The sequence below is a fragment of the Neobacillus niacini genome, from assembly GCF_031457145.1.
Taxonomy (GTDB): domain Bacteria; phylum Bacillota; class Bacilli; order Bacillales; family Cytobacillaceae; genus Neobacillus; species Neobacillus niacini_J.
The window spans coordinates 164,864-189,692 of sequence record NZ_JAVDVZ010000006.1 but is presented as its reverse complement, the minus strand read 5'-3'; the positions used below and the strand labels follow the sequence as shown (position 1 = coordinate 189,692).

The following is a 24,829-nucleotide window of genomic DNA, read 5'->3' as shown; positions in this document are numbered from 1 at the left end:
TTACCTAATTTTAAATCTCAGTAAAACCTCGCCATTCTGCTGGAAGGAGGTTTTGATAGTGCCTTTGTAAAAATCTGTCGTCAACAAGCACGATAGTACCTTGGTCCTCTTCAGACCGAATTAACCGTCCCCCAGCTTGTAATACCTTATTCATACCTGGATATATATAGGCGTAATCATAGCCGTTTTTCCCCTTCTTATTAAAATGATCCTTAATCAGATTTCGTTCATAGCACAGCTGCGGAAGCCCTACTCCTATTACAACCACTCCATTTAAGCGGTCACCCTTTAAATCTACTCCCTCTGAAAAAACCCCGCCAAGAACAGCAAAACCGATCAGTGTTTCCGTTAGATTCGGTTTAAACTGTTCCAAGAAAGCTTCCCTCTCCTCTTCAGACATTCCTGCACCCTGATGCAAGGTACTAATCTCTGGGTATTCTTTTACAAACTGTTCATAAACCGTAAGTAAATAGTGGTAGGATGGAAAAAAGATTAAATAGTTCCCTGGTCGATTTTTAACCAAGGAATGTATCATCGAAACGATTTTCTCCTTCGTTCTTTCGCGATCACGATACCTGGTTGACAGTGGCTTGATAAAAATATCTGTCTGCTCCTCTCTAAATGGAGAGGGTATAGACAGTAAGTAATCCTCCGCTTTACCACCGAGAATATCTTGGTAATAGGGTAGTGGTGAAAGTGTGGCTGAAAAAAACACCTTTGAGCGATATCCTTTTCCTATTTTCAGCAGCAGTTTAGATGGGTCAATGCAAAACAGTTTTAAGGTAACATCGTTTCGGTCTTGTTCCCCATAGATCACATAGTGGTCATCTAGGAAATCAACTATTTTTAAAAAGGCATTAACCTTGAAATACAATTCCAAAAGATTTAGAGAGCCTTCCTTTTGCAGAACAGGTTCGGCAGCCTCCATAAATTGATTCAAGAGCAGTACCAATTTATCCTCAAGCTGCTCCAAGGTAAATTCAGTCTGCTCACCATTGATTTTTTTCAAAGAAATAAACCAAGAATTAATTTTATTAACGCTATCATAAATCGCTTTATTTACATTCTTAAACTCCTTTTTTATTTGGAGAAAAAGATTTTTATTTAAGGAAGCCGAAAACATTTCTCTTCCGCGATCGACAAGATTATGTGCTTCATCCACTAGCAACAGAGTGGACTTTTTCTGCTCCTCGAACATGCGTTTTAATGATACACGCGGGTCAAAAATATAATTGTAATCACAAATGATAGTATCCGCGACATAAGCAAGATCAAGAGAAAATTCAAAAGGACAAACAGTATGTTTACGAGCATAGTTTTCAATAACATTACGATTCATTGAACTTTCATTTGCCACGATATCTATAATCGCCTCATTTATTCGATCGTAGTATCCATCGGCAAATTCACAATAATCCTTTTGACATTTCGTTTCATCCTTAAAACAAACCTTGTCCTTAGCCGTAATCGTAACCGATTTCATACAAAGCCCGCAGGAACGCATTCGTCCTACTGCCTCTTCTGCCGTTGTCCTCGTAATGGTTTTAGCAGTAAGATAAAAAATCCGGTTTAGGTATCCTTCACCAAGTGCTTTCACAGCCGGGAAAAGGGTAGAAATCGTTTTACCAATACCGGTTGGTGCTTTTACAAACAAACTTTTTTCCTCTGATATCGTCTTATAGACAGCACCTGCTAGTTTCCTTTGACCAGCACGGTATGAATCGAATGGGAAAACCAGGTGTTTACTGCTTTCATTTCGCTCTTTCCGATGATCATATAGTAATTTTGCGTAGGGATAATAGTTCTCTACTACTTCATTTACAAAAACCTCTAGTTCCCCTAGGGTAAAACTTTTCTTAATATATTTTTTCTCATCACTTTCAACTTGTACATAGGTCAATTGGACAAAAATTTCCTGTAACTGTTGATCTTTAGCATAGATGTATGCGTACATTTTTGCCTGTGCCCAATGGACTAGTCGGCCATCACCTTCGAGCTGATCTAACGGCAGGGAGGTAGATTTTATTTCATCAATCGTCACCTCTCCCTCCCGAAATAATAAACCATCGCATCTTCCATCAATCGTAAAAATCAGGTCTTTAAAAGCATGGTCAGTTCGAAGATAGACTTCCTTTTGATCAGACTCTTGATAAGTTTTTTGGATTTTTTGGTGAATTCTCGTTCCATCTAAAAGCGTGGACTGTGACCGAAACCTGGAATCAATACTTCCACTGCTAAAAACATGTTCCACCAACGTTCTAACCGCAATTTGAATGGTATTTGACAAGAATATCACCTGCTTTTTCCGCATAGAATGTATGTTTGTATTTTATTATAACAGATACCTCGGCATTATGGGGACACTCACTCATGGTACTCCATAAAAAAATGAGAACAAGAAAATGTCTTGTTCTCACTTTTTTATGATATTAAGATCGAATCTGTCCTGAACCTTGTACAATTGCTTTGGAGGTGGTTATCGCCTTCAGACCCATCGGTCCACGTGCATGCAATTTCTGTGTACTAATACCAATTTCAGCACCATAGCCAAATTGCTCCCCGTCAGTAAAACGAGTTGAGGCGTTATGGTAAACAACCGCTGCATCAACTGCTTGAAAGAATACCCGAACCTTTTCGTTATTCTCACTGATAATGGCTTCAGAATGCTTAGTTCCGTATTTGTCAATATGTTCTATTGCTTCATTCACATCATTCACCAATTTTACCGACATAATTGGTGCTAGAAATTCGGAGTGCCAATCTTTTTCAGAAGCTATTTTTATAAAGGAATACTCCAAAGCCAATAATTCATCGCCTCTTAGTTCAACTCCATGATCCTGTAGTGCATGCAGTACCTCAGTTACATATGGCCAATTCTTATGAATCAGCAGGGTTTCTGCGGCATTACATACAGATGGTCGATGCAATTTTGCATTCAAGGCAATATCAATAGCCATTTGCTTTTGCGCTGTTTCATCTATGAATACATGACAATTACCAACGCCTGTCTCAAGAACGGGTACGGTTGCATTTTCAATTACAGACTGAATTAAACCTGCACCGCCGCGGGGAATCAGTACATCGAGAAATTGATTCAATTTAAACATTTGAGAAGCCGTTTCCCTGCTCGTATCCTCGAGAAGCTGTACGGCATCCGCTGGTATTTTACTATCAGCCAGCGCCTCACGCATCACGTGAACAAGTGCTTTATTGGAATGTAAAGCGGAGGTACTACCTCTTAACAGAACAGCATTACCAGCTTTCAAACAAAGACTTCCAGCATCAACGGTTACATTCGGACGAGCCTCATACACCATGCCAATGACACCGAGGGGAACGCGAACAGTATGAATTTTCAAGCCATTCGGGCGCTCCCATGCTTCGATAATTTCACCAATGGGATCATCAAGTTTGATCAACTGGCGAATACCCTCAACAATCTGTTCGATCCTCTCTTCAGTTAGCAATAACCGATCCAACAATGATGGAGTAAATCCATTTTCTTCTCCTGCTCGAATATCCTTGGCATTTTCAAATAAAATGAACTCTTTTTCATTTAATAAACGGTCTGCCATCATCGCTAAGGCTTGATTTTTCTCCTCTGTTGATAGAATACCAATCACCTTTGATGCTGATTTTAGTTTTTGGGCTTTTTCTAGTAATTCACTCATACTCAACTTCACTCCTCTGGCAGACTGACCCAGTTATTACGATGAATCACTTCTGCACGTTTATTGATTGAAAAACTTTTCGTCTTCTCACCAGGTAAACCTTTAACCATTTGTAGATTCTTTGAAGAATAATATATTTGTCCTTTACCGATCAATTCGCCTCTTTGGTTGTGAACCTCAACAACATCCATCGCATTAAAATCTCCAATTACCTTCGTAACACCAACTGGCAGCAGACTTTTTCCGTTTGTGAGAATCGCATCTTCTGCCCCATCATCAATTTCAATTACACCGGCAGTTTGCGAATGAAACGCAATCCATTGCTTTTTCTTTTGCATCTGGGTTTGGAATGCACCACCAATATAGGTTCCATCCCCTTTACCCTCTAAAATAGTAGAAAGCTTCTCTCTTCCTTGACCGGTTCCAACAAAGACACTTACACCGAATGAAAGAGCTTTTTTCGCTGCCAAGAGCTTTGATTTCATTCCCCCTGTGCCTACGGAAGATCCACTATCTCCTGCAGCTTCAAGGAACTCATCGGTAACTCTCGGGATAAAATCCACCTTCTTTGCGTCCTTTATTACTTTTGGATTTCCGTTATATAACCCATTTATATCTGTCAAAATTATTAACGCATTGGCATGGAGAAAACCACCCACGAGGGCTGACAACATATCGTTGTCACCAAAGGTCAATTCCTCAATTGACACTGAATCGTTTTCATTAATGATGGGAATAACGCCCCTTTGAAGCAGCTCAGATATCGTATTGTAAAGATTGTGAAACCGTTCAAGGCTATAAAAATCCTCCCTCGTTAATAATATTTGGGCGGGAACAATAGCAAACTCTTTAAATGCTAATATATAATGCTGCATCAATAATCCCTGTCCTACTGCTGCAGCTGCCTGCTTTCCTGCGACACTTTTAGGTCTAGCTGGGTAACCGAGCGCACCAAATCCTGCCGCTACTGCACCGGAAGAAATCAGTATGACATCATGACCTTGTTGTTTTAAACAGGCAAGTGCCTCTATATGATCCCGAATTTTCTCTTCAGATATGGCCCCTGAAGCTGTGGTTAACGAGCTGCTCCCAATTTTCACAACCACGAGTTGCTTTTTCATAGTGCTCTTACCCTCTCTTTTAAAAAAATAAAAAAACGACTCTTCTGTCCTAAAAAAGGACGGAAAAATCGTTTCCGCGGTACCACCTTCATTGATGCTATTAGCATCCTCTTGAATCCGTAACGTGGGTATACGGCTTATGTTTGCATAAGCGGCTTAATGGGGCAGGTTCAATCTTATTCCCGTGAGAAACCTTCCAGCCTTTGGGTTTCATTCTCTAACACGTTCCCAAGTTTACTAATCCCATACCATTTTCAATTTGTAATTTTATTTATTATCTATAGAAATGGATGAATTGTCAAGCTTGTTATTTGAAAATTTAAATTTTATTTTCACTTATATCATTCATTTGTTAAAAACTGTCCGATCAAATATTCACATACTTTTTCAGAATCTAATCTTGCCGCAATATAGGGAGGTTGAATTCCTTTACCCCTTTCTAATGGATGACCAAGCCACAATATATGCTGGTCGATGATTATAAATGGGATATTCCATCCTTCATCTTGTATATGGTCTGGTTGTAATTCCGGCCAGGATTTCTCTGAAACAACCGTTAAGCTGACAAATGAATTCCGGTTTACCAAAGCATGTCCCCATGGCTCAGATAAAACAATATGCTCTGGCAAGGATATAATAATAGTAGATTTAGCATGTTCTATATCCTTAAAAACCTGCTCTACTTTTAGGGCATGTATCCACTGTAATCTTGAAAGCTGATTTTTTATCCATTTCCCAATATCTTTCGTCCTTACCGTTAGTTGATTTTTTTCTTGATGTTCCACTAGCTGTCTTAGTGTCTTCCTATTATATACATGCTTACGGATAAAGGCTTGGTTACAGACATGAATGAATTTCCCCTTTGTCCTTGTAATTGCAACATTAATAAGCCGTTCACTATCTTTTCCAGTTACTAACATCCCTGCACGTTCCTGAGGATCGCCATCGACTGTATCGAATATCATAACGTCCCTCTCACTGCCTTGGAAACGGTGAACGGTAGCAGAGACGATATCTGCACTAGACCGTTCTTTTTCATATAAGTCCTGCAGGAGGAGATCCATTAAATTTGCTTGTGCCCGGTAAGGAGTAACATATCCAATTGATCTGGCGCCGCCTAGATAGGATTCATGAATTAATTGAAAAGAAATCAGCGCCTGCCAAAGATTTGACCTTGAGTTTGACGTTTTTTCATTCAAACAAAATGCGCCCAAATAGCTTGTATCTAAAAGAATCGCAGCACATCCTGGAAAAGGAGCTTGTTCTACTATGTCTTTCCTACTAATTCGTACACTCTCATGGTCTCCAACTAACGAATGATAAATGTATTTGTTGGTAAAGGCGGAAATATCGGGGTGCATCCTTCGTTGTTCCTTTAATAAAAATAAATGTGGATGAAGTTTTCCCGACTCAACCCAATCGGCAACACCTGCTCGATGAAATATATCCTCTTTCAACCACTTAGTAACGAGTGAGTCTCTTGAAGAGGCAATGGGCGGTAATTGTTTAAAATCACCACAAATAATGACTCTTTTTCCAAGAGAAGCTGCAAATGCCGCCTGTGGTACATACGCCATACTTGCTTCATCTAGAATGACTACATCATATTCCTTCCCGTAAATTGCGGGATCACTAGCTGCTTTGGCAAGCGTTGACCCGACCACAAATGCATCCTTTACAAACTCAATTTCCTTTTGACGGATTTTTTCAAGTACTCTAGCAATCTTTTTCTCAAGCTCCAATAGTTGATTGGAGTCCCTTCTACTAAAGGAACGGGCTAGATCCAGTTTTAGTTTTTTTCTTTCTTCTATTAAAATGTCCTTATTTTCAACAAGACTCGGTTCCTGTTTTTGTAATAGCTGACTAGTTGTAAGGGCTTCTTGGGTTCCGTCTCCCACCCCTGTATTAAATCCGTAACGCAGTACATCTCCTTCACGAAAGCGTTCTTTCTTTTTAATAAAAGCCGAAATTTCACTGATTAATACATCGACCGCTTGATTGCTATGTGAAAGAATGAGAACTGTTTTTTCTTGAAAATATTTATTAGCAGCAACACGTGCAAGTGTATAGGTTTTCCCTGTCCCAGGCGGTCCCCATACAAAGGTAACAGGATTGTACTTTGACCGTAACACCACTTCATGAACATTGCTTTTTATCTTTTCTTCCGGGTGCTTAGCCGTCATAGATGGGTTCATTAATCGATTGACTCTTATTCGTTTTTGCTTACTTTTACTAATCTCCTCAAACCGTTCAATAAGCTGTTCAAGGAGCTCCCAAGGATCATGATAAATAAAGGCTTCAGGGATTAAATCACCTAATGATTGCTCTAATTGAATAATCATTCCTTTCCCCTCAGATGAAAGGGCACGTCCTCCCTGCTTGATACCACCCCAAACGAGAGTAATCGAAGAACCAATAGGAATTTTTAATGAAAAAGCAGTGTCAAAATAATAGGTAAACGACCCATCATTGGTTAGTATCCTGCCATTTGTTACTCTATATTTGTTACTGCCATATTTTTTTAAGTACATAATTTCGTTTTGAAGTGCCTGCTGCCACTCTTTAATATACATAACTGTCTTCGTCATTTTTTTCATCCTTCTAAAAATAGCTTCTTATGTAATAGAACCAATGGGTCAATCTACTATAACATCATTTATGAAAAAAAATAAATCTAAAAAGATTCCTGTCATCCACTATCACAAAATTTCGACAACTATTTTATTTAGCAATCATTTTTCTTCATTATAACATTATACAAAGGAAAACTTTGTTCCTTATTGAGTCTTTTGACCCATAGAAGGCAATTTATTTGTCAGAAATATAAATATATACTCGATAAAAAAAAGGCAGCCTCCAATGGGGTAATAAAGGAATTTTCAACCCAGATAATGAATAGTTATTTAGTACCAGACACACTGGTTGAAATCAATAAAAATGCGAAAATTTCGAGAACGGTTTGTGACTTTGGACCAGTTATCCCTGGAGTTAGACTCGAAATACAGTGGGTATACATAGGTCATTTGCATGGAAAACCTTTTCTCCAGACTATATAAGGAGGTAAAAATGAAACGAAGAGATTTTGTTAAGTATGCAGGAGGCGGTTTGGCTGCATTAGTAGTTGGAAGTGTCTTGCCGGCATGGGTTTCAAATAACCAGCTCCTTGCAGTCAAACAAGTTCAAGAACTCAAATTTACTATTACTGATGCTATTAAGGACATGGTTTCACACAACTCCATCAACAAGGCCCAATGCTACTTCTGGTTGTACAAAGAGGAAAATTTCCCTGCAGAAATTCCTGGGCCACATATTTTTACAACTGAGGGAAGCATCATTAAAGTTACCATAACGAATGGGTTGGATGAACCCCATTCATTTTTTATACCAGGGATGGTAAATAGTGGTCCTATCGCACCAGGAGCGACAAAGCAGATACAATTTGTTACTTCAAAAGCTGGGACCTATTTATATTACGACAACCTAAATGCACCAGTAAACAGAGTGATGGGTCTTCATGGCGCTTTAATTGTTATGCCAAAAGAAGCAGTTCCAGGGCATAAATTTACTCCTTATTCGAACCCTACCCCTGCAGTCCAGCAGCTATTTGATGATTTTGGAACGACTACTCAATTTCCAGGGTTATCTTGGGAACAAGGAGACCCAACAACACATACACCAGCTTTCAGGCAATATGTGTGGCTGCTCCATCCTGCTAGTTCCCGACTGTTTGCCGAAGTTGGAAACTATCCGCCTGGAAGAGATTATCCTGCTGCACAATTTATTACTGCCTATCAAAGGGATAGTTTTCGGTCAGATGGACTAAACCGTAAACCAGACTTCTTTACGATTAATGGGCAGTCTGGCTGGTTTGCCGCTCATAATCCTACTATAACCCCACATCATAGGGTGGGAGAACCGGTAGTTATAAGAATTCTTAATGCAGGGATATCATTGCATTCTTTGCATATTCACGCCAACCATGTTTATGCAACCGCAAAAAATGGCGTGGTCTCGGATAATCCGATGTGGATGGATACCTTAACCGTTAAACCTCTAGACGTTATTGAATGGGTAGTTCCTTTTACTAGGCCGCCAGATGTTCCAAATGAACGTGGAATTGGGCTTGCAGACAACCCGTTAATTTCGATTGCAAACCCTGCTATTTCCGGCTCTGTGCCTCATCCAGTCTGGCCGCCGACAGAAGAACTGGGAACATATATGCCAAAACAAGGAACTAAGGCAGGAAAAGTAGATATCTCTGTTCAATTATCTCCTATTTGTTACCCGATGCATGACCACTCCGAGTCAAGCCAAGGGGCACAAGGCGGGAATTACGGATTAGGGATGATGAGCGGTATTCACTTCATCGGCGACCGGAACACTCCTGGGGGAGTAACAACCTTTCCGAATGCCTCAACCATTCATGGCCCTGAAGAAACAGGTCCGGCAGCTGGTCCCGATGTTTATCATGAAGGTCATTAATATTGGCTGTTTTCGTAATGATTGTTGTTAAAATCTTAAAGCCGATTTTATCGTGGAAATAGTTATTTTGCGCTTTAGATTTTAGTTTGCTGGCTCTTTTCTTAGTAAATTGATTCAAATTTCTGCGGAAACTTAGCACAATCAATAAATTTTGTTCAAATAAGCAACAAAGTTTAAGAAAAGAGCCTTAATATTCAATCCTATTAAAAGTTTTTGAAACAAAGGAGAAATGATATGTCATTTTCAAATCCTAGTCATCATATACCTCGAAGGTCGGTAGAAGGACACGAAGGAACATGGGTTAAAATCTTTGATCCACCAAAAGAAAGTCCTCCGACCCCAGAGCTCTTGGAACCGACAAATCCTGTTCCAGCATTTGTTGCAGCAACAGTACCGGGAGCTTCCAATTTAGTTCCCTATACTATTAGGCCACACCTAATGCACGGTACAGAACTTAGGATGTGGGATGGAAGAGAACTTAATTTCTTTCTAATAGGGGATAATGATATTCCAGAGGCGCATGATGGCACCTTTCCTGGCCCAACAATCAGAGTACCACGAGGGGTGGTCTTCCATGCGAAAGTCGAAGGACATGGCCAGGCTCCTCATACGGTCCATTGGCATGGTATCGAACCGACTGCCATGAATGATGGGGTCGGACACGGTTCAATGGAAATAGGCGATTATACTTATCAATGGCAGCCTAATCATATCGGAAGCTATTTTTATCATTGCCACCGGAACACGATCCAACACTTTGATTTTGGACTTTACGGTTTTTTAATTGTAGAACCGCCAGATGCTTATGACTCAAGAGATGGTAAGAATGTAGGCGGCTATCCGCGCCGAACTGCGGCAAACTTAAGCAAATATCCTCAGTTTAAGGGGTTTGTCGGAGGTAATCTTGAGAGCGGTGACCCTCATGCGATGACTGTACCTTATGATGTTGAGGCACTCTGGGTTATTGATGACATTGATTCTGTTTGGCGTGACCAAGCTGAACATGCTCACCAGACCTTTCCTGAACACGGTGACCGCCCAGGTATAAACGACGAGTTTCATACCAATGACAGAGGTAAGCAAGAGTTCTTTGCTTTTCATGATTACAACCCCGATTACTTTGTCGTCACTGGCGTAAATTTCCCTGGACGCTTAGGAAGCACTGTTTCAATTCGTCCTAATATAACAATACCGCCAGCTTTAAATAGTGGTGTTTCAGGTATGCAAGTATCGGTGAATGCAAGAAGAAATCAAACAATCCTTATAAGGTTATTATGTGCAGCTTATACAAAAATTAAGGTTACCTTCCCGGTTGATGTGGTTGTTATCGCCGTTGATGGCAGATCTCTTGGTGTTCCACCTTTTGGTAGTTATAATCAACCATACACAGTACCTGCCGGAACACCGATTGAAATGTCAACCGCACAACGTGCGGATGTTTTGATACGATCGGAACGCCCTATTAGCTCATTTGCTCAAGTTGAATACCGACATCATTTAAGCGATGCATTTCTCCTAAATGGAAGAATCCCAATTGTTTTTAAATAAGTGAACAAAAAGGTCCTAGGTGCACGTAACACCTAGGACCTTTTTGTTCACTTATTTGATTTTTTTTATTGAATCACTAACGGTCTTGATTATGAATTTAATATCTTCTTGTTCAATATTTAATGGTGGTGATAACGTTAATATGTTGTTATACCCCGCAACAGTGGCACCGTTTTTACCAATTAAAAGCCCTTCCTGCTTACAGGCTGCAATCACTTGATTGACTAATGACACATCTAAAGGTTCCTTTGTCTGTTTATCTTTTACTAATTCAATTCCAATTAATAACCCCTTGCCGCGAACATCACCAACAAATGGATGGTCCTGGAGAAGAACGGTCAATTCCTTAACCACCTGGTTCCCCAAATCTCGGGACCGGTCAAACAGGTTTTCTTTTTCCATAATTTCTAGATTCTTTAACGCCAAGGCGCAGGCTGCTGGGTTACCGCCAAAAGTATTCACATGTCTGAAGTAATCGTACTCTTCCGTTCCTTTAAATGCTTCATAAATTTCTTTACGGACAGCGGTTGCTGAAAGAGGTAAATAAGCACTTGTAATTCCTTTTGCCATTGTAATGATATCAGGCTTAACATCATAGTTCATAAAACCAAAAGGCTTCCCGATACGTCCGAATCCACATATAACCTCATCCACAATCAGCAATGCTCCATGTTTTTCACAAACCTCTTTGGCTGCCTTCATATAGCCTTCCGGTGGAACCAATATGCCTCCGCCGGTAATAATAGGTTCCATGATCATCGCCGCTATCGTTTCGCTCAGCTCCCATGTCATGGTTCGATCAATTTCCTTAACGGATGACAATTCCATCGGATTGGTTACATTTGTATCATCCCGATAGGAATCAGGCGGAGAAACGTGAATAAAGCCCGGCGCTAGTGGTTCGTATTTATACTTTCTTTGTGCTTGCCCTGTTGCAGCAAGTGCCGCCATAGAATTCCCATGATATCCTCGATAGCGTGAGAGAATCTTATAACGATTATATTCTCCTTTTTGTTGATGATACTGTCGAACAATTTTAAAGGCTGTTTCATTGGCCTCTGATCCACTGTTCGAGAAGAAAATAACGTATTCGTCACCCAACATTTCATTTAGTTTCTCTGCAAGCTTAATAGCTGGAATGTGGCTTTGGGTAAGTGGAAAATAAGCCATTTCCTTAAGCTGTTCAAAGGCCGCTTCGGCGAGCTCCTGTCTGCCGTAACCGACATTCACGCACCATAAACCTGCCATACCATCTAAATATCGCTTTCCATCAGCGTCAGTTACCCACGAACCCTCTGCCTTTGTGGCAACGATGGTGGCATTAGGATTATACGGCTTCATCGAATGCCATACATATTTATCATCTTGGGCTAATAATTTATCATGCTGACGACCTGTCTGAACCATTCTCATCCCTCCTTTTCTATGCTTCAAAGCGAGAAGTGATCATCTTTTTACGTGTATAGAAGTTTAAGCCATCTTTTCCATTCACGTGTAAATCACCATAAAAGGAATCTTTCCAGCCCGAAAATGGAAAGAAGGCCATTGTGGCTGGAACACCCACGTTTATACCTAACATTCCAGCATCCGCTTCTTCTCGGAATTGCCTTATAGCCTTTGCATTATTTGTATAAATGGTGGCACCATTTCCATACCTTGATTTCCGAATAAACTCCAATCCTTCATCTAAATTTTTTGCACGCAGCAAGCTTAAAACGGGGCCAAAAATTTCTTCCTTAGCAATGGTCATTTCTGGAGTAACATGGTCGAAAATGGTAGGTCCTAAGAAATTCCCTTCTGTATGTTCACTTATTTCTCCACGTCCATCGCGAAGTAAGTCGGCACCCTCGGTGATTCCTTTTTCAATATAATCTAGCACCTTATCACGGTGTTCCTTTCGAATAACGGGAGTTAATAACACCTCATCATCCATACCGTTTCCGATTACCAACTCATCAGCCTTTTTCGATAATGCCTGAACGAATGGTTCATTGTCACCTACCACCACAACTGCGCTGCAAGCCATACAGCGCTGTCCTGCTGAACCAAACGTTGAACTGATAATATGTTGGACCGCTTTATTTATATCCGCATCAGGCATCACGATATGATGATTTTTCGCTCCAGAAAGCGCTTGAACTCTTTTTCCTTTCCCCGCAGCCCGTTCGTATACATACTTTGCTACCGGCTGGGAGCCAACAAAGGAGATGGCGGCAATGTCTTCATGATCAAGTAATCCATTTACGACATCATGAGCACCATGGACCACATTTAATACTCCAGAAGGAGCACCCGCTTCAGAGAACAACTCTGCAAGTCTATTAGCCAAAATGGGCGTACGTTCGGAAGGCTTTAATACAAAGGTATTTCCACATGCAATCGCTAATGGAAACATCCACAGTGGAACCATCATTGGGAAGTTAAAAGGTGTTATTCCTCCGACAACTCCCAAAGGATAGCGGAACATTTCAGAATCAATCTCTTCTGCAATACCTGATAAGGTTTCACCCATCATCAAAGTAGGTACACCCGAAGCAAATTCTACACACTCAATCCCACGCTGAACTTCGCCGTAAGCCTCTTTGTATGCTTTCCCATTTTCTTGGACAATTAGTCTAGCTAATTCTTCGTGATTATCTGTTAATAGACTATGATACTTAAAGAGTACTCTTGCCCGTTTCGGTACCGGGACTTTTCTCCACTTGGTAAACGCCTCTTTTGCCGCTTCTACAGCTCCATTTACATCTTCTTTTGTAGAAACAGGAACTTTCTTAAGTAATTCATTTGTTGCTGGATTTGGTACATTCAGTGTTTGACTGCTGGTCGAACTTACCCAAACGCCATTAATATAATTTTGTAGAATGGTAGTATCTTTTTTTATCAAGCTCATCGAATCCCTCCCTACTTTATCCCTAAATTTTGTTTTATTAGTAAATTAGAAAAATACTTCCTTGCATTGGCGGTGCCTATCAATAAAGTTGCTGTTTCTTTATTCCTTGGGTGGTAAAACTCAACAGAAGCTCCGTTTAAGTGTTCATGTACAGCATTAATCCGAAAACCCTTCTGAATGAGAAAATCTAGTTTATCTCTTTCATTAAGATATTGTTGATAATCTGACATCGTATCCTCCTGCATTTGAGATTTTTTCATTAGACTTGCTGGCGCTTCCGCAAGCACGGCCTCGTATTCATCTGTAATGATGGGTTCCAATTGTCCCAAAAGGCGATCTCATATACACTGGAAATGACAATCCATGTTCAATTCCAATATCAGCTATTAAGGATATAAAAAATCCGATGGCAAGTGAGCCAATAATCGTGGCAAGAATAACGAGAGGTAAAGAACGGCTTTGAACACCTGCACCACCAATGGCAAAGGTTGCGAGTACCACTTCCATCCCGACCCACATAAATGAATATCCTAACTTAGTGATTTTCCTGTCTTTTTGTTGAATTGGTAATAAATCGGAAGACTTTAAGTGGATTTTTTTCATATGAACACTCCTATTCGGTTTAAGATACAGGAATTTAAAAATTCAAATTCACATCACCGACAACATCAGAGGTTTAAAAAGAGGCAATTGCTTGCTCCAGCAAGCAATTGCAGGAGTCGTTCAACAATGAATGGAGAAAATATTATTCTAGCTAATGTTGTTAAATGGATAAGGTTTGATTAATGTTTAATGGTGTATTTACACTGTATTTGGCTCTCTTCAAATATTGACCAGCACCCGGTTTACCAACAAACTGCTTATCACGAATAACAAATTCACCTCGAGATAAAACGGAAACAGGCTCACCTGTTACTTTCATTCCTTCAAAGGCATTGTAATCGACAGCCATATGATGTGTTTCGACAGAAATCACTCGCTCTGCCTGAGGATCAAAAATGACAATATCGGCATCAGAACCAACTGCAATCGTCCCTTTTTTCGGGAATAAACCAAATAATTTTGCAGCGCGAGTAGATGTTAGGTCGACAAACTGATTAAGACTAATTCGTCCTTTTCTCACCCCCTCAGAGAATAAAATGGAAAGGCGATCTTCAATAATAGGGCCACCGTTTGGTATCTTGGTAAAATCATCTCTTCCTAAATCCTTCTGTCCTTTAAAATCAAAGGAGCATTGATCAGAACCGAGAGTTTGCAGCTGACCACTCTTTAAGGCATTCCATAAAACTTCCTGATTCCATTTTTCTCTTAACGGCGGCGACCAAACATATTTTGCACCTTCGAAATTTGGTCTTTCTAAATAACTTTGATCTAACACTAAATATTGAGGACAGGTTTCTCCCCACACATTAAAACCCTTGCTGCGTGCTTCAGCAATTTTTTCTACTGCATCAGCACAAGAAACGTGAACCACATATAATTGTGAGTTTGCCAGCCCTGTCAATTTGGCTGCCCTGCCTGTCGCCTCCCCCTCTAATTCTGGTGGTCTAGTTAAGGCGTGATAGATTGGATCTCTGTTTCCTTCTTCAACTGCCTTTTTCGTTAAATAATCAATGACATCACCATTTTCTGCATGAACCATGACAAGAGCACCGTGTTCTTTTGCCGATATCAACGTTCGGAAAAGTGTTTCATCATCTGCCTGAAATACGTTTTTGTATGCCATAAACACTTTGAAAGAGGTAATCCCTTCCTCATTAATCACGTAAGGAAGTTCATTCAATACATTCTCATTGATTTCCGCAATCATTAAATGGAAGCCATAGTCAATTACTGCTTTTTCTTTTGACTTAGCATGCCAGGTTTGGATGGAATTTTTTAATGGTTCGCCCTTATTTGTTAGGCAAAAATCAATCACAGTTGTCGTTCCTCCAAAGGCAGCTGCAATCGTTCCTGTTTCGAAATCATCTTTTGTTACAGTACCTCCAAAAGGCATATCTAAATGGGTATGAGGGTCAATGCCTCCAGGGAAAACTAGGCAGCCATTGGCGTCAATTACCTCGGCACCCTGTGCAGGAAGGTTGGTACCTATTTGAGAAATTTTACCGTCTTCAATTAATATTTCTGCCGTAAAGGTATCAGCAGCTGTTATAATCGTGCCATTTTTAATCAGTTTTTTCATAAGATTTCTCCCTTCTCATTTGTTTACATCAATTTTACATTCTGCAGCAACATTCAAAGCTGCCTGTCTTTCGTTCCAGGTCATCGGCGGCAGTTCATTCGCCGCTTCGACCATGTCGATGGCTCCGTCGACTGGGCAGACAATGGAACAAAGATTACATCCAACACAATCCTCTTCCCGAACTTTAAGATAGCCCTTACCGTTTTCGTCAGTTAGCATTTCAATGCATTGGTGGGAAGTATCCTCACAGGCAATATGGCACTTATTACAATTGATACATACATCCGTATTAATTTTTGCCACAATATTGTAATTGAGATCCAAATCACCCCAATCCGCATATCTCGGGACCGTTTTACCTATGATTTCGGAAACAGATTTTATACCTTTGCCATCTAAATAATGGTTCAGTCCTTCTATCATGTCTTCCACAATACGGAACCCGTGGTGCATGGCTGCTGTACAAATTTGAACACCTGAAGCCCCCATTAACATGAATTCAACTGCATCCTGCCAACTAGAGATTCCACCAATTCCCGAAATTGGGACATTAATATTGGCATGTCGGGCACATTCTGCCACCATATTCAATGCAATCGGCTTTACCGCAGGTCCACAATAGCCGCCATGCGCACCCTTCCCGGCAACATGAGGAATGGTATTCCAAGTATCAAGGTCTACACCCATCAAACTATTAATCGTATTAATCATACTGATTGCATCTGCCCCGCCATTGCATGCGGCCTCAGCAGTGGCGGTGATGTCGGTAATATTTGGTGTTAGTTTTACAATGACAGGTGTTTTTGCCACTTCCTTCACCCAATAGGTCTGGCGTTCCACCAGTGCAGGCACTTGCCCTGAGGCAGATCCCATTCCACGTTCCGCCATTCCATGCGGACAGCCAAAATTTAATTCGAGACCGTCAACCCCGACATCCTCCACGCGTTTTACAAGTTCGTGCCATTTATCCTGTTTTGGTTCCATCATTAGTGAAGCTATAATGGCGTGATTTGGAAATCTCTTTTTCGTTTCATAGATTTCTTTTAAATTTACTTCTAGTGGTCTGTCCGTAATCAGTTCAATATTATTGAAACCAGCTACCCGCTGCCCGTTGAAGCTGATGGCAGCAAACCTAGAGGAAACATTTAAAATGGGGTCCCCTAATGTCTTCCAAACTGCTCCACCCCACCCTGCTTCAAAGGCCCTCTGAACCTGATACCCTGAATTGGTGGGGGGTGCTGACGCTAGCCAAAATGGGTTAGGAGATTTTATCCCTGCAAGATTAATACTTAAATCAGCCATCTCGTATTCACCCCTTTAATAGTAAAACTTCCTTCAAATAAGGATAGCGCTTACAAATTTATATCCTTTTAATTTTAAATTACTGTACGGTTCCGACTGCAGTAAATTTCTTATGAATGTTATAAGCTGCTACTTTACCTTGTTGCGCTGCGGTCACAACCATGGCATCCCCTTTGCCCTTACCAAAAACAACATCGCCACATGCGTAAATTTTGGGATTAGAAGTTTGATAGGTTTCTTTATTTACTTGTACTACACCACTTTCATGCTCCAGTTTTAGAGCCTTAATTAGTTCCAAATGCCTTGTTTGTCCGATTGCTTTAATAACTGCGTCCACCGGCAGAACATGTTCAGACCCTTCGATTGGATGTGGTCTCCTGCGCCCATCTAGATCCGGTTCCCCAAGTTTCATTTTGATACATACTATCCCGGTTACTCTTCCATTTTCATCTCCAATAATTCTTTTTGGAGCTGTTAACCAGCGGAATTCCACACCGTCCTGCTTGGCAAATTCATATTCAAAATCATAGGCAGTCATTTCTTCTTCTGTTCGGCGGTATAAGATTTTAACATTTTCTGCCCCTAAGCGTATGGAGCAGGTTGCACCATCTATGGCCGTATTTCCTGCACCAATGACAACTGCACGCTTACCAACAAAATCCTTCGATAATCTTCCACTCTTTGTTTCTTTTACAAACTCAATAGCGTCATAGACTCCCTCTAACTCTTCTCCTTCTATACCTAAATCAGGAACCTTCGCCATACCAACCGCCAACACGGTGCAATCAAAGTTTTTTAGTAATTGGTCTACTGAAATATCTTTTCCTACCCTTGTGTTTGTTTTGATAGTTACATTAAGCTTCTCAACTTGTTCCACTTCCCAATACGAAATCGAATGTGGGAGTCGAAATGAGACAATGCCATAGGTATTTAAACCACCAGCTTTTTCTGCAGCTTCAAATATCGTTACATCGTAGCCAAATCGTGCCAGCTCTCTCGCTGCAGAAAGTCCAGCAGGTCCTCCACCAACAATGGCAACAGACTTACCGTTGGGAGCTCCAGGCTTAAAAAGTGTTTGTTCATTTTTCATTGCCCAATCTGTGGCAAATCTCTGGAGATTTCCAATCATAATTGGTTTTGTAGAATGGTTTAAGACACATGCACCCTCACATAACTCTTCCGTTGGACATACTCTCGAGCAGCTTGCTCCGACTGGATTGGAAGCCATGATTGTTTTTGCAGAGCCAAGTAGATTTCCTGATGCTATTTTTTTTATAAAAGTTGGGATATCAATGTCTGTTGGGCATGCTTTAATACACGGGGCATTGTAGCAATAAAGACAGCGATTTGATTCTTCCAACGCTACTTGATTTGTAAGAGCACGTTCCACTTCTTGAAAGTTAAATTCCAGATTGGTATTAGAAATCCGCTGTATTTTTTCCAATAAAAAGTCCTCCTTTATCTAAAAAAATACGTATTTTATTATTGAAGGATGTTTGAAGGGAAATTTTTGAGGTTATTGTAGATTAAAATAGGAGATATCCTTGTACGATGATAATTCTTTACCAATTTAACACATGTACACAAAAAATTTTGTAAAATTACATCGAACCAAATGATTCACATAAGAAATGGATTCTAATCAGAAAACCAACGTTAAAACCAGAAAAATAATGTTTATTAATAAGAAAAAATGATAGTATGACAATTTTTCTTATTAATAATTTCTCGACAATGATAAATTATTTGCCGAATAAAAGTTCATCCGGTATTTCCACCATTGAGCTTCTAGTAAAAAAAATTCAAGTCCTTAAAATAATAAAATAATGCAGCGGGTGACTGGTTAAAGAGTAAAGGATCATTCAAGTGAATGATCCCTTTTTTATCGTCTTAAACCTTTTTCCATTCTGAAGACCCAACTATTGAATCAATTTGATGTGAATGATAGACATTGTTCCCTTTTTTATTTGACTGAGCGATAAAAGCCATTGCGGCAGCCACTTTTCTTGCTTGTATCCCTCGGTACGGGCGCAAGGGGCCTATCATTAGCTTGTTCATAACCCCACTAACTCTTTCGGCAAGTTTCTCACCAAACCGAAACTCCTCTCGCTCTCCCAACAGTAAAGAAGGTCTAAAGATATGCAGGGAAGGTAAGTTTAATTTGTTTAGCGTTTCCTCTACTTGCCCCTTTACCCGATTGTAAAAGAAAACTGATTTACTATCAGCTCCCATTGCCGTTACAATTAAAAATGTTTCAGCTCCATTTTCCTTTGCTAATTTGGCCGCTTCAACAGGATATTCGTAATCAACTTTACGAAAAGCCTCTTTTGATCTAGCTTTTTTAATGGTCGTCCCCAAACAACAGAAAACATCATTTACTTTGAATAATTCATGGTATTTAGGAAGTTCATCAAAATTCACAAGGTGTACTTCACAAATCTCTGATGGAAGTTCAATTGGCCTGCGAACCAATAAATGAATTTTTTCATATTCTTCTTTTTCACTTATTATATTTACTAATTCTTTACCAATAAGCCCTGTTGCACCCAGAACGAGGGCCGTTTTTTTATTTAGACTCATATAATTGTGCAAGCTCCTCCCAAAAATTAACGACCTAATAAACGTATTATAACATGTGCCAAAGTTGGTACATATTAAGAAAGAAAATGCTTTTTTATAATAAAAGTTATATTATTTGAATGTAGACCAGAGGGGAAATTTCAATTTATAAAGGAGCTAAATATGAAATACGAATGGAGAAAAAAGGACAAAGAAATTTATCTACCTTCATCAACCCCGACAAAAATAGTGGTTCCACCCCTGAAATACTTCACGTTGAAAGGAAAAGGAAACCCTAATAGCGAAGCGTTCAAGGAGAGTGTAGAGGCATTATATGCATTGTCCTATTGCGTACGGATGCTGCCAAAGAAAGGTATTACCCCTGAGGGTTATTTTGAGTATACGGTTTTTCCATTGGAAGGAGTTTGGGACTTAGATGAAGAAGGTAGACTTTCCGAACAATTAGATAAGGATAGATTAATTTATAAGCTAATGATTCGTCAGCCCGATTTCGTTTCAAATAGCCTCTTTTCTACAGCAAAGGAAATATCGGCAAAAAAAGTCTCGGACAATTTATTAAATTCTGTAATGTATGAGGAAATAGATGAGGGCTTGTGTATTCAATGCATGCATATAGGAGACTACGACAGTGAGCCAGCCACTTTTCTTAAAATGGAGGATTTTTGTACTTCAAATAACCTCACGCGTATTGATAAGAGACATCGTGAAATATACATAAGTGACCCAAGAAAGACAGACCCTCAAAAGTTAAAAACAGTACTGCGATTTAAAGCACAATAAATGAACTAAACGCTTGTATGTGATCCAAGCGTTTAGTTTACTCATGAATTAGTACGTAGAGTTTTTCAAGCCCATCAAGCAGTCTTGGGGAAGGTCGACAATATAGTTCTTCTTCGAGGATTAAAATTTGACTCTCATCATAGCCAAGATGCCCAATAGATGAGTTAAACCTAAATACTCCATAATTTCTGTATTACTCGGACACAAAGATATGACTCTCATTCTTTCCCACCCCTCTTACTTTATTTATCGCTATCATTACCACCTAAAAAAACCAACCAGTATAGTTCAGCTGGTCGGTTTTTTAACGGCTTCCACCAAATTGAATAAAAAATGGTGAATAAGTTGAAAAGCATCTCCAATAGACATATCCTCTTGGAATCCCGCAACATAATTTAATGCAAAATTTAAATCCCATAAACCATCATCTTGACTGAACATTAAATCAAATTTTGAGGCTTCACCATCCAAAGAGTTATTCAAATGTTCCCTTATTATTTTATCAAACTTCTTTTGAAGCTTTAATCCAAGCATTACATCATATGTACCAAAAACATCATCAACTTCAAGTGAAATACCTTCAACACCAATATCATCAAACAAAGCCGACTCTACATAAATAAATTCATTCTTATGTTCTTTTAGGTAGATGATTGGCTGATTCAAGAAACTTGAAGATTCATTCGCAATCATAGTTTCTGTTTCCTTACTGCAGCGTTCAATATAAGCATTAGAAAAATTTGCTTCCAATTGTATAAGCCTCCAATTAATCATTTCTTATCATTACTATAGAGTGTTTCTCAACAAAAAAGCAAATATCTTTAAGTGGTAAAAAAAAAGCAGCCTGGGCTGCTTTTTTAAAAAATTAGTTTTCAGCTAATTTAGTTACGACTTTTTTTTCAACAGGGTTTTCACCGATTTTATCCTCTGCCTGTGTTACACGTTTCATAAAGAATGCTAGTATAAGGGCAACTGCGGCAATAAAGGTAGAAACTAAAAAGGCAAAATTTATCCCGTCCAACATAGCACTCATCATGACTTGCTGCTGCAATTCTGCCAGTGCTGCTTGTGTTGGCTGCTCAGTTAAGGCTGCCTTGGCAGCTTCGCCAAGTTCTATCGCTCTAGACTCTGAGCGGTTTGACATGATTGTCACCAATAATGCTGTTCCAATTGCTCCTGATACTTGCTGAAGCGTATTGTTCATGGCAGTGCCGTGTGGGTAAAAACGTGCTGGTAATTGATTTAAACCGTTTGTAGAAACTGGCATCATCACCATCGACATCCCCAACATTCGGACTGAGAATAAAAGCAGTAATTGAGTATACGTTGTCTCAAGTGATAATTGGCTGAAAAGATAACTTGTTATCACCGTGATGCTTAAGCCAGTTATTGCTAAAAGGCGGCCGCCAAATTTGTCAAATAGTTTACCGGTAACTGGTGACATAAGCGCCATAATGATTGCTCCTGGAAGCATCATTAGGCCTGCATCCAATGGAGATATGCCGCGTACCGTTTGAACATAAATCGGCAGCAAAAGCATCCCCGAAAACAATGCCATCGTAAGTACCATTGAGATAACAGACGATAAAGCAAACATAGGGTACTTAAAGATCCTATAATTAAGCATAGGCTGATCTTGTTTTATTTGACGTAGGATGGACACAAACAATGAAATAGCTCCAACAGCAATCGTCAAATAAACTTGTGGGCTGTCCCAGCCTTGCTTTCCTGCTGAACTGAACCCATAAAGCAAGCCGCCGAAGCCAACGCTTGTAAGTATAACAGATAGGAAATCAAGTCGAATAGCAACTTTTTCTTTTTTATCCTTTAATAAGAAGAAACCGATTAATAGAACAATCGATGCAATTGGTGTTACAAAGTGGAATAACATTCTCCAGTCATAGTGTTCGATTAACCAACCAGATAATGTTGGTCCAATTGCCGGTGCCCCCATTAATACTAAACCAAAAATCCCCATTGCGGCTCCTCTTTTCTCAATCGGGAAGCTTACTAACATGACATTCATTAACAGTGGCATCATAATCGCAGAACCAGCTGCTTGCGTCATCCTGCCTGCTAATAAAACCGGAAAAATATGGGCAAACCCAGCAAGAATTGTCCCTGCTGTAAATAAGCCCATTGCAACTAAGAAAAGCTTTCTTACAGAATATTTTTGAATTAAAAATGCTGTTGTTGGAATTAATACACCATTTACTAACATAAAGCCTGTAGTCAACCACTGAACGACCGAGGCGTCAACCTTTAAATCCGACATTATAGAAGGAAGTGCAATATTAAGTAAAGTATTGTTTAAAAAAGCAATAAAAGCCCCAATCATCAGAATCGAAATAATCCCATATGGGGGACGTTTCGTTTCATTTTTTTCATTTCCCATGTTTAATACCCCCTGTAAACTCTTTGTACATTTTTTTATACCACTGTTTCATGCTTAATTAATAATATACCGTCAGTTCATTTTTTGCAATCAAAAAACACTACAAAATTATGGGTTTGTAATACCCTTCTTTATCATGTAGTATATTTTTATACAGGTAGTATAATTCGGATTATAGGTGATAAAATGAATGATCGGAAACAGCATGTCATTAATAAGGCCCATCAATTATTTATTGAAAAAGGATATCAAGCTACATCAATTCAGGACATTTTAGATTTTAGCTGTATCTCAAAAGGAACCTTTTACAAATATTTTTCATCAAAGAGTGAGCTATTAATTGCAATTTATAAAGCAACTTTTAAAACCCTCCAAAAGGAAAGAGATGATTTATTAATTGGGAAAAGCCCTTCAGATATCGAGGTCTTTATTAAACAATTAGAATTGCAAATGATTTCAAATAGAAAAAATAAGTTAATTGCTCTTTATGAGGAAGTAATGTCAACGAATGATGCAGACCTGAAACAATATATCCGCATCGCACGATTACGTTCACTAAGATGGATGTTTTGCAGGTTTATTGATATCTTCGGTGAAAAAAATAAACCATACTTATTTGATTGTGCCATTATGTTTCAGGGACTCCTGCAGAACAACCTCCAATACAATCGCTTGGCAACCGATTCAAATGAGAAAATTAGTAATGTAGTCAGATATAGTGTGAATCGTTTAGTTAAAATGGTTGCCGAAGTAGCTGAAGCGGATGAACAATTGCACCAACCTGAGTTGTTAGAAAAATGGCTCCCTGGGCTACAGAAAAATAATCATGAATTGATTGATCAATTTTATAAAATCGTAAATCCAATGAGAAATTGCATTACTAAACACTTCCAAGATAAGAATGAACAGGAAAAGTATCATGAACTGCTAGATTTCATCCAAGAAGAAATCATGCATACCAGGGCACCAAGAAAGTTCCTAATCGAAAGCGCAATCCATACAATACAAAACAACCCAGCTTTCATCTGGGAAAAAGAACTACACCAGCTTAACCAAATCATAACATCCTTCTTTGGACAATTAGAGGAAAATGAAGAAGATGAACACTAAGATAGTGCCTTTATTGGGTGCCTGTCACCACTCGTGGACATTTCGCCCTATTTGTCCGCCTGAGGTGGACAGTTGTTCGATACAATGCTAAAAGTTTATAGCACGATATTAGATTTTTCTAACCTGAGCGTTTGCCCATGCATTTCTAGGTAGTTTTACGTAAATTAGTAAAAACAATGTTTTTTTTACTATTTTGAGTAGGAGCAGTTGTGTCCTGCTTTAAAAAGCTACAGGAGGTGTAACCAATGAGAGATTTATCAGCAGACAGGAATCAAATAACGGATGGAAGGAATAGACAATCTATTTTTGATTCTTCAAAGTTCTGGGGACAAGGTCCTCGGCACAAGGAATCTCTAAGTGAAGATATAGAAATACACTCTGCTAAGACAAAAAAAGAGGATTTACAAGAATATCAGCTTGAAATAGCAAAAAAAGAGGATTCACAAGAACATCAGCTTGAAATAGCAAAAAAAGAGGATTCACAAGAGCATCAGCTTGAAATAGCAAAAAAAGAGGATTCACAAGAGTATCAGCTTGAAATAACAAAGAAAGAAGATTCACATGAGCACCTGCCTGTAATAACAAATAAAGAAGATTCACAAGAACAAATTCCAAAAAATAACCCTAAAACATCTAAATCCCAAAATGTGAAACTGTACGATACGACAAACGGTAAGTTCATTTTCACTAGAGGTTGGGATGGCACTAATATGTCCGTATATCAAATAAGAAGAAAAAACCTCTAGAATAAAAGGAATGGAGCCAGTT

At 39.4% G+C, this 24,829-nt stretch carries 18 protein-coding genes and 2 pseudogenes; 5 read left to right on the top strand and 15 right to left on the bottom strand.

All coding sequences use genetic code 11. The features are described 5' to 3' along the window. Window positions 1-10 precede the first annotated feature (10 nt). The 4 genes from J2Y03_RS16365 to J2Y03_RS16350 all read right to left on the bottom strand — a co-directional run bounded on the left by J2Y03_RS16365 (window position 11) and on the right by J2Y03_RS16350 (window position 7,380). Window positions 11-2,287, bottom strand: coding sequence for an ATP-dependent DNA helicase (locus J2Y03_RS16365; protein ID WP_310195802.1), 2,277 nt, complete (start codon window positions 2,285-2,287; stop codon window positions 11-13). 142 nt (window positions 2,288-2,429) lie between these two features. Beyond that, window positions 2,430-3,671 carry a glutamate-5-semialdehyde dehydrogenase gene (locus J2Y03_RS16360; protein ID WP_310195800.1) on the bottom strand — a complete coding sequence of 414 codons (1,242 nt, stop codon included), beginning with the start codon at window positions 3,669-3,671 and terminating at the stop codon, window positions 2,430-2,432. An 8-nt stretch (window positions 3,672-3,679) separates the two neighbouring features. Then, window positions 3,680-4,792 (bottom strand): glutamate 5-kinase, encoded by a 1,113-nt coding sequence (gene proB, locus J2Y03_RS16355; RefSeq protein ID WP_310195798.1) that lies wholly within the window; start codon window positions 4,790-4,792, stop codon window positions 3,680-3,682. 341 nt (window positions 4,793-5,133) lie between these two features. Beyond that, entirely contained in the window at window positions 5,134-7,380 is a 2,247-nt protein-coding gene (locus J2Y03_RS16350; protein ID WP_310195796.1) for an AAA domain-containing protein, read from the bottom strand. A gap of 478 nt (window positions 7,381-7,858) precedes the next feature. Between J2Y03_RS16350 and J2Y03_RS16345 the strand changes: the two genes are divergently transcribed. Further along, window positions 7,859-9,274: a multicopper oxidase domain-containing protein gene (locus J2Y03_RS16345; protein ID WP_310195794.1), complete on the top strand. Its 1,416-nt coding sequence runs from the start codon at window positions 7,859-7,861 to the stop codon at window positions 9,272-9,274. 234 nt (window positions 9,275-9,508) lie between these two features. Further along, window positions 9,509-10,822, top strand: coding sequence for a multicopper oxidase domain-containing protein (locus tag J2Y03_RS16340; protein ID WP_310195792.1), 1,314 nt, complete (start codon window positions 9,509-9,511; stop codon window positions 10,820-10,822). A 51-nt stretch (window positions 10,823-10,873) separates the two neighbouring features. Here J2Y03_RS16340 and J2Y03_RS16335 read toward each other — a convergent pair whose 3' ends face one another. The 8 genes and pseudogenes from J2Y03_RS16335 to J2Y03_RS16300 all read right to left on the bottom strand — a co-directional run bounded on the left by J2Y03_RS16335 (window position 10,874) and on the right by J2Y03_RS16300 (window position 19,776). Continuing rightward, a complete protein-coding gene (locus J2Y03_RS16335) occupies window positions 10,874-12,229 on the bottom strand; it encodes an aspartate aminotransferase family protein (RefSeq protein WP_310195790.1) in 1,356 nt (451 codons plus the stop codon). Between the two features lie 16 nt (window positions 12,230-12,245). After that, complete coding sequence (locus J2Y03_RS16330) at window positions 12,246-13,712, bottom strand: CoA-acylating methylmalonate-semialdehyde dehydrogenase (RefSeq protein WP_310195788.1); 1,467 nt, start codon at window positions 13,710-13,712, stop codon at window positions 12,246-12,248. Between the two features lie 11 nt (window positions 13,713-13,723). Further along, window positions 13,724-14,041 (bottom strand): hypothetical protein, encoded by a 318-nt coding sequence (locus J2Y03_RS16325; RefSeq protein ID WP_310195786.1) that lies wholly within the window; start codon window positions 14,039-14,041, stop codon window positions 13,724-13,726. Then, window positions 14,022-14,315: pseudogene (locus J2Y03_RS16320) on the bottom strand (cytosine permease); the annotation flags it as partial. The pseudogene J2Y03_RS16320 and the gene J2Y03_RS16325, both read right to left, overlap by 20 nt. A gap of 160 nt (window positions 14,316-14,475) precedes the next feature. Beyond that, on the bottom strand, window positions 14,476-15,894 hold the full coding sequence (hydA, locus tag J2Y03_RS16315; protein WP_310195784.1) for a dihydropyrimidinase: 1,419 nt from the start codon (window positions 15,892-15,894) through the stop codon (window positions 14,476-14,478). A gap of 15 nt (window positions 15,895-15,909) precedes the next feature. Next, window positions 15,910-17,196, bottom strand: coding sequence for an NAD-dependent dihydropyrimidine dehydrogenase subunit PreA (preA, locus tag J2Y03_RS16310; RefSeq protein WP_310195783.1), 1,287 nt, complete (start codon window positions 17,194-17,196; stop codon window positions 15,910-15,912). Window positions 17,197-17,275: 79 nt separating this feature from the next. Further along, window positions 17,276-18,640: an NAD(P)-dependent oxidoreductase gene (locus J2Y03_RS16305; protein ID WP_396954215.1), complete on the bottom strand. Its 1,365-nt coding sequence runs from the start codon at window positions 18,638-18,640 to the stop codon at window positions 17,276-17,278. Between the two features lie 446 nt (window positions 18,641-19,086). After that, window positions 19,087-19,776 carry an oxidoreductase gene (locus J2Y03_RS16300; protein ID WP_310195781.1) on the bottom strand — a complete coding sequence of 230 codons (690 nt, stop codon included), beginning with the start codon at window positions 19,774-19,776 and terminating at the stop codon, window positions 19,087-19,089. A gap of 162 nt (window positions 19,777-19,938) precedes the next feature. On the opposite strand from J2Y03_RS16300, the gene J2Y03_RS16295 reads away from it, so the two are divergent. Further along, the gene (locus J2Y03_RS16295; RefSeq protein WP_310195779.1) at window positions 19,939-20,556 is read left to right on the top strand and encodes a GyrI-like domain-containing protein; all 618 of its coding nucleotides are present in this window, start codon (window positions 19,939-19,941) and stop codon (window positions 20,554-20,556) included. Between the two features lie 37 nt (window positions 20,557-20,593). Here J2Y03_RS16295 and J2Y03_RS16290 read toward each other — a convergent pair. The 3 genes and pseudogenes from J2Y03_RS16290 to J2Y03_RS16280 all read right to left on the bottom strand — a co-directional run. Next, a pseudogene (locus J2Y03_RS16290) lies at window positions 20,594-20,692 on the bottom strand (cobalamin-binding protein); the annotation flags it as partial. 152 nt (window positions 20,693-20,844) lie between these two features. Continuing rightward, window positions 20,845-21,306 (bottom strand): branched-chain amino acid aminotransferase, encoded by a 462-nt coding sequence (locus J2Y03_RS16285; protein WP_310195777.1) that lies wholly within the window; start codon window positions 21,304-21,306, stop codon window positions 20,845-20,847. Between the two features lie 115 nt (window positions 21,307-21,421). After that, window positions 21,422-22,951: a DHA2 family efflux MFS transporter permease subunit gene (locus J2Y03_RS16280; protein ID WP_310195775.1), complete on the bottom strand. Its 1,530-nt coding sequence runs from the start codon at window positions 22,949-22,951 to the stop codon at window positions 21,422-21,424. A gap of 186 nt (window positions 22,952-23,137) precedes the next feature. Between J2Y03_RS16280 and J2Y03_RS16275 the strand changes: the two genes are divergently transcribed. Both J2Y03_RS16275 and J2Y03_RS16270 read left to right on the top strand, forming a co-directional pair. Beyond that, entirely contained in the window at window positions 23,138-24,061 is a 924-nt protein-coding gene (locus tag J2Y03_RS16275; protein ID WP_310195773.1) for a TetR/AcrR family transcriptional regulator, read from the top strand. Between the two features lie 245 nt (window positions 24,062-24,306). Further along, entirely contained in the window at window positions 24,307-24,807 is a 501-nt protein-coding gene (locus J2Y03_RS16270; protein ID WP_310195771.1) for a hypothetical protein, read from the top strand. Window positions 24,808-24,829 lie beyond the last annotated feature (22 nt).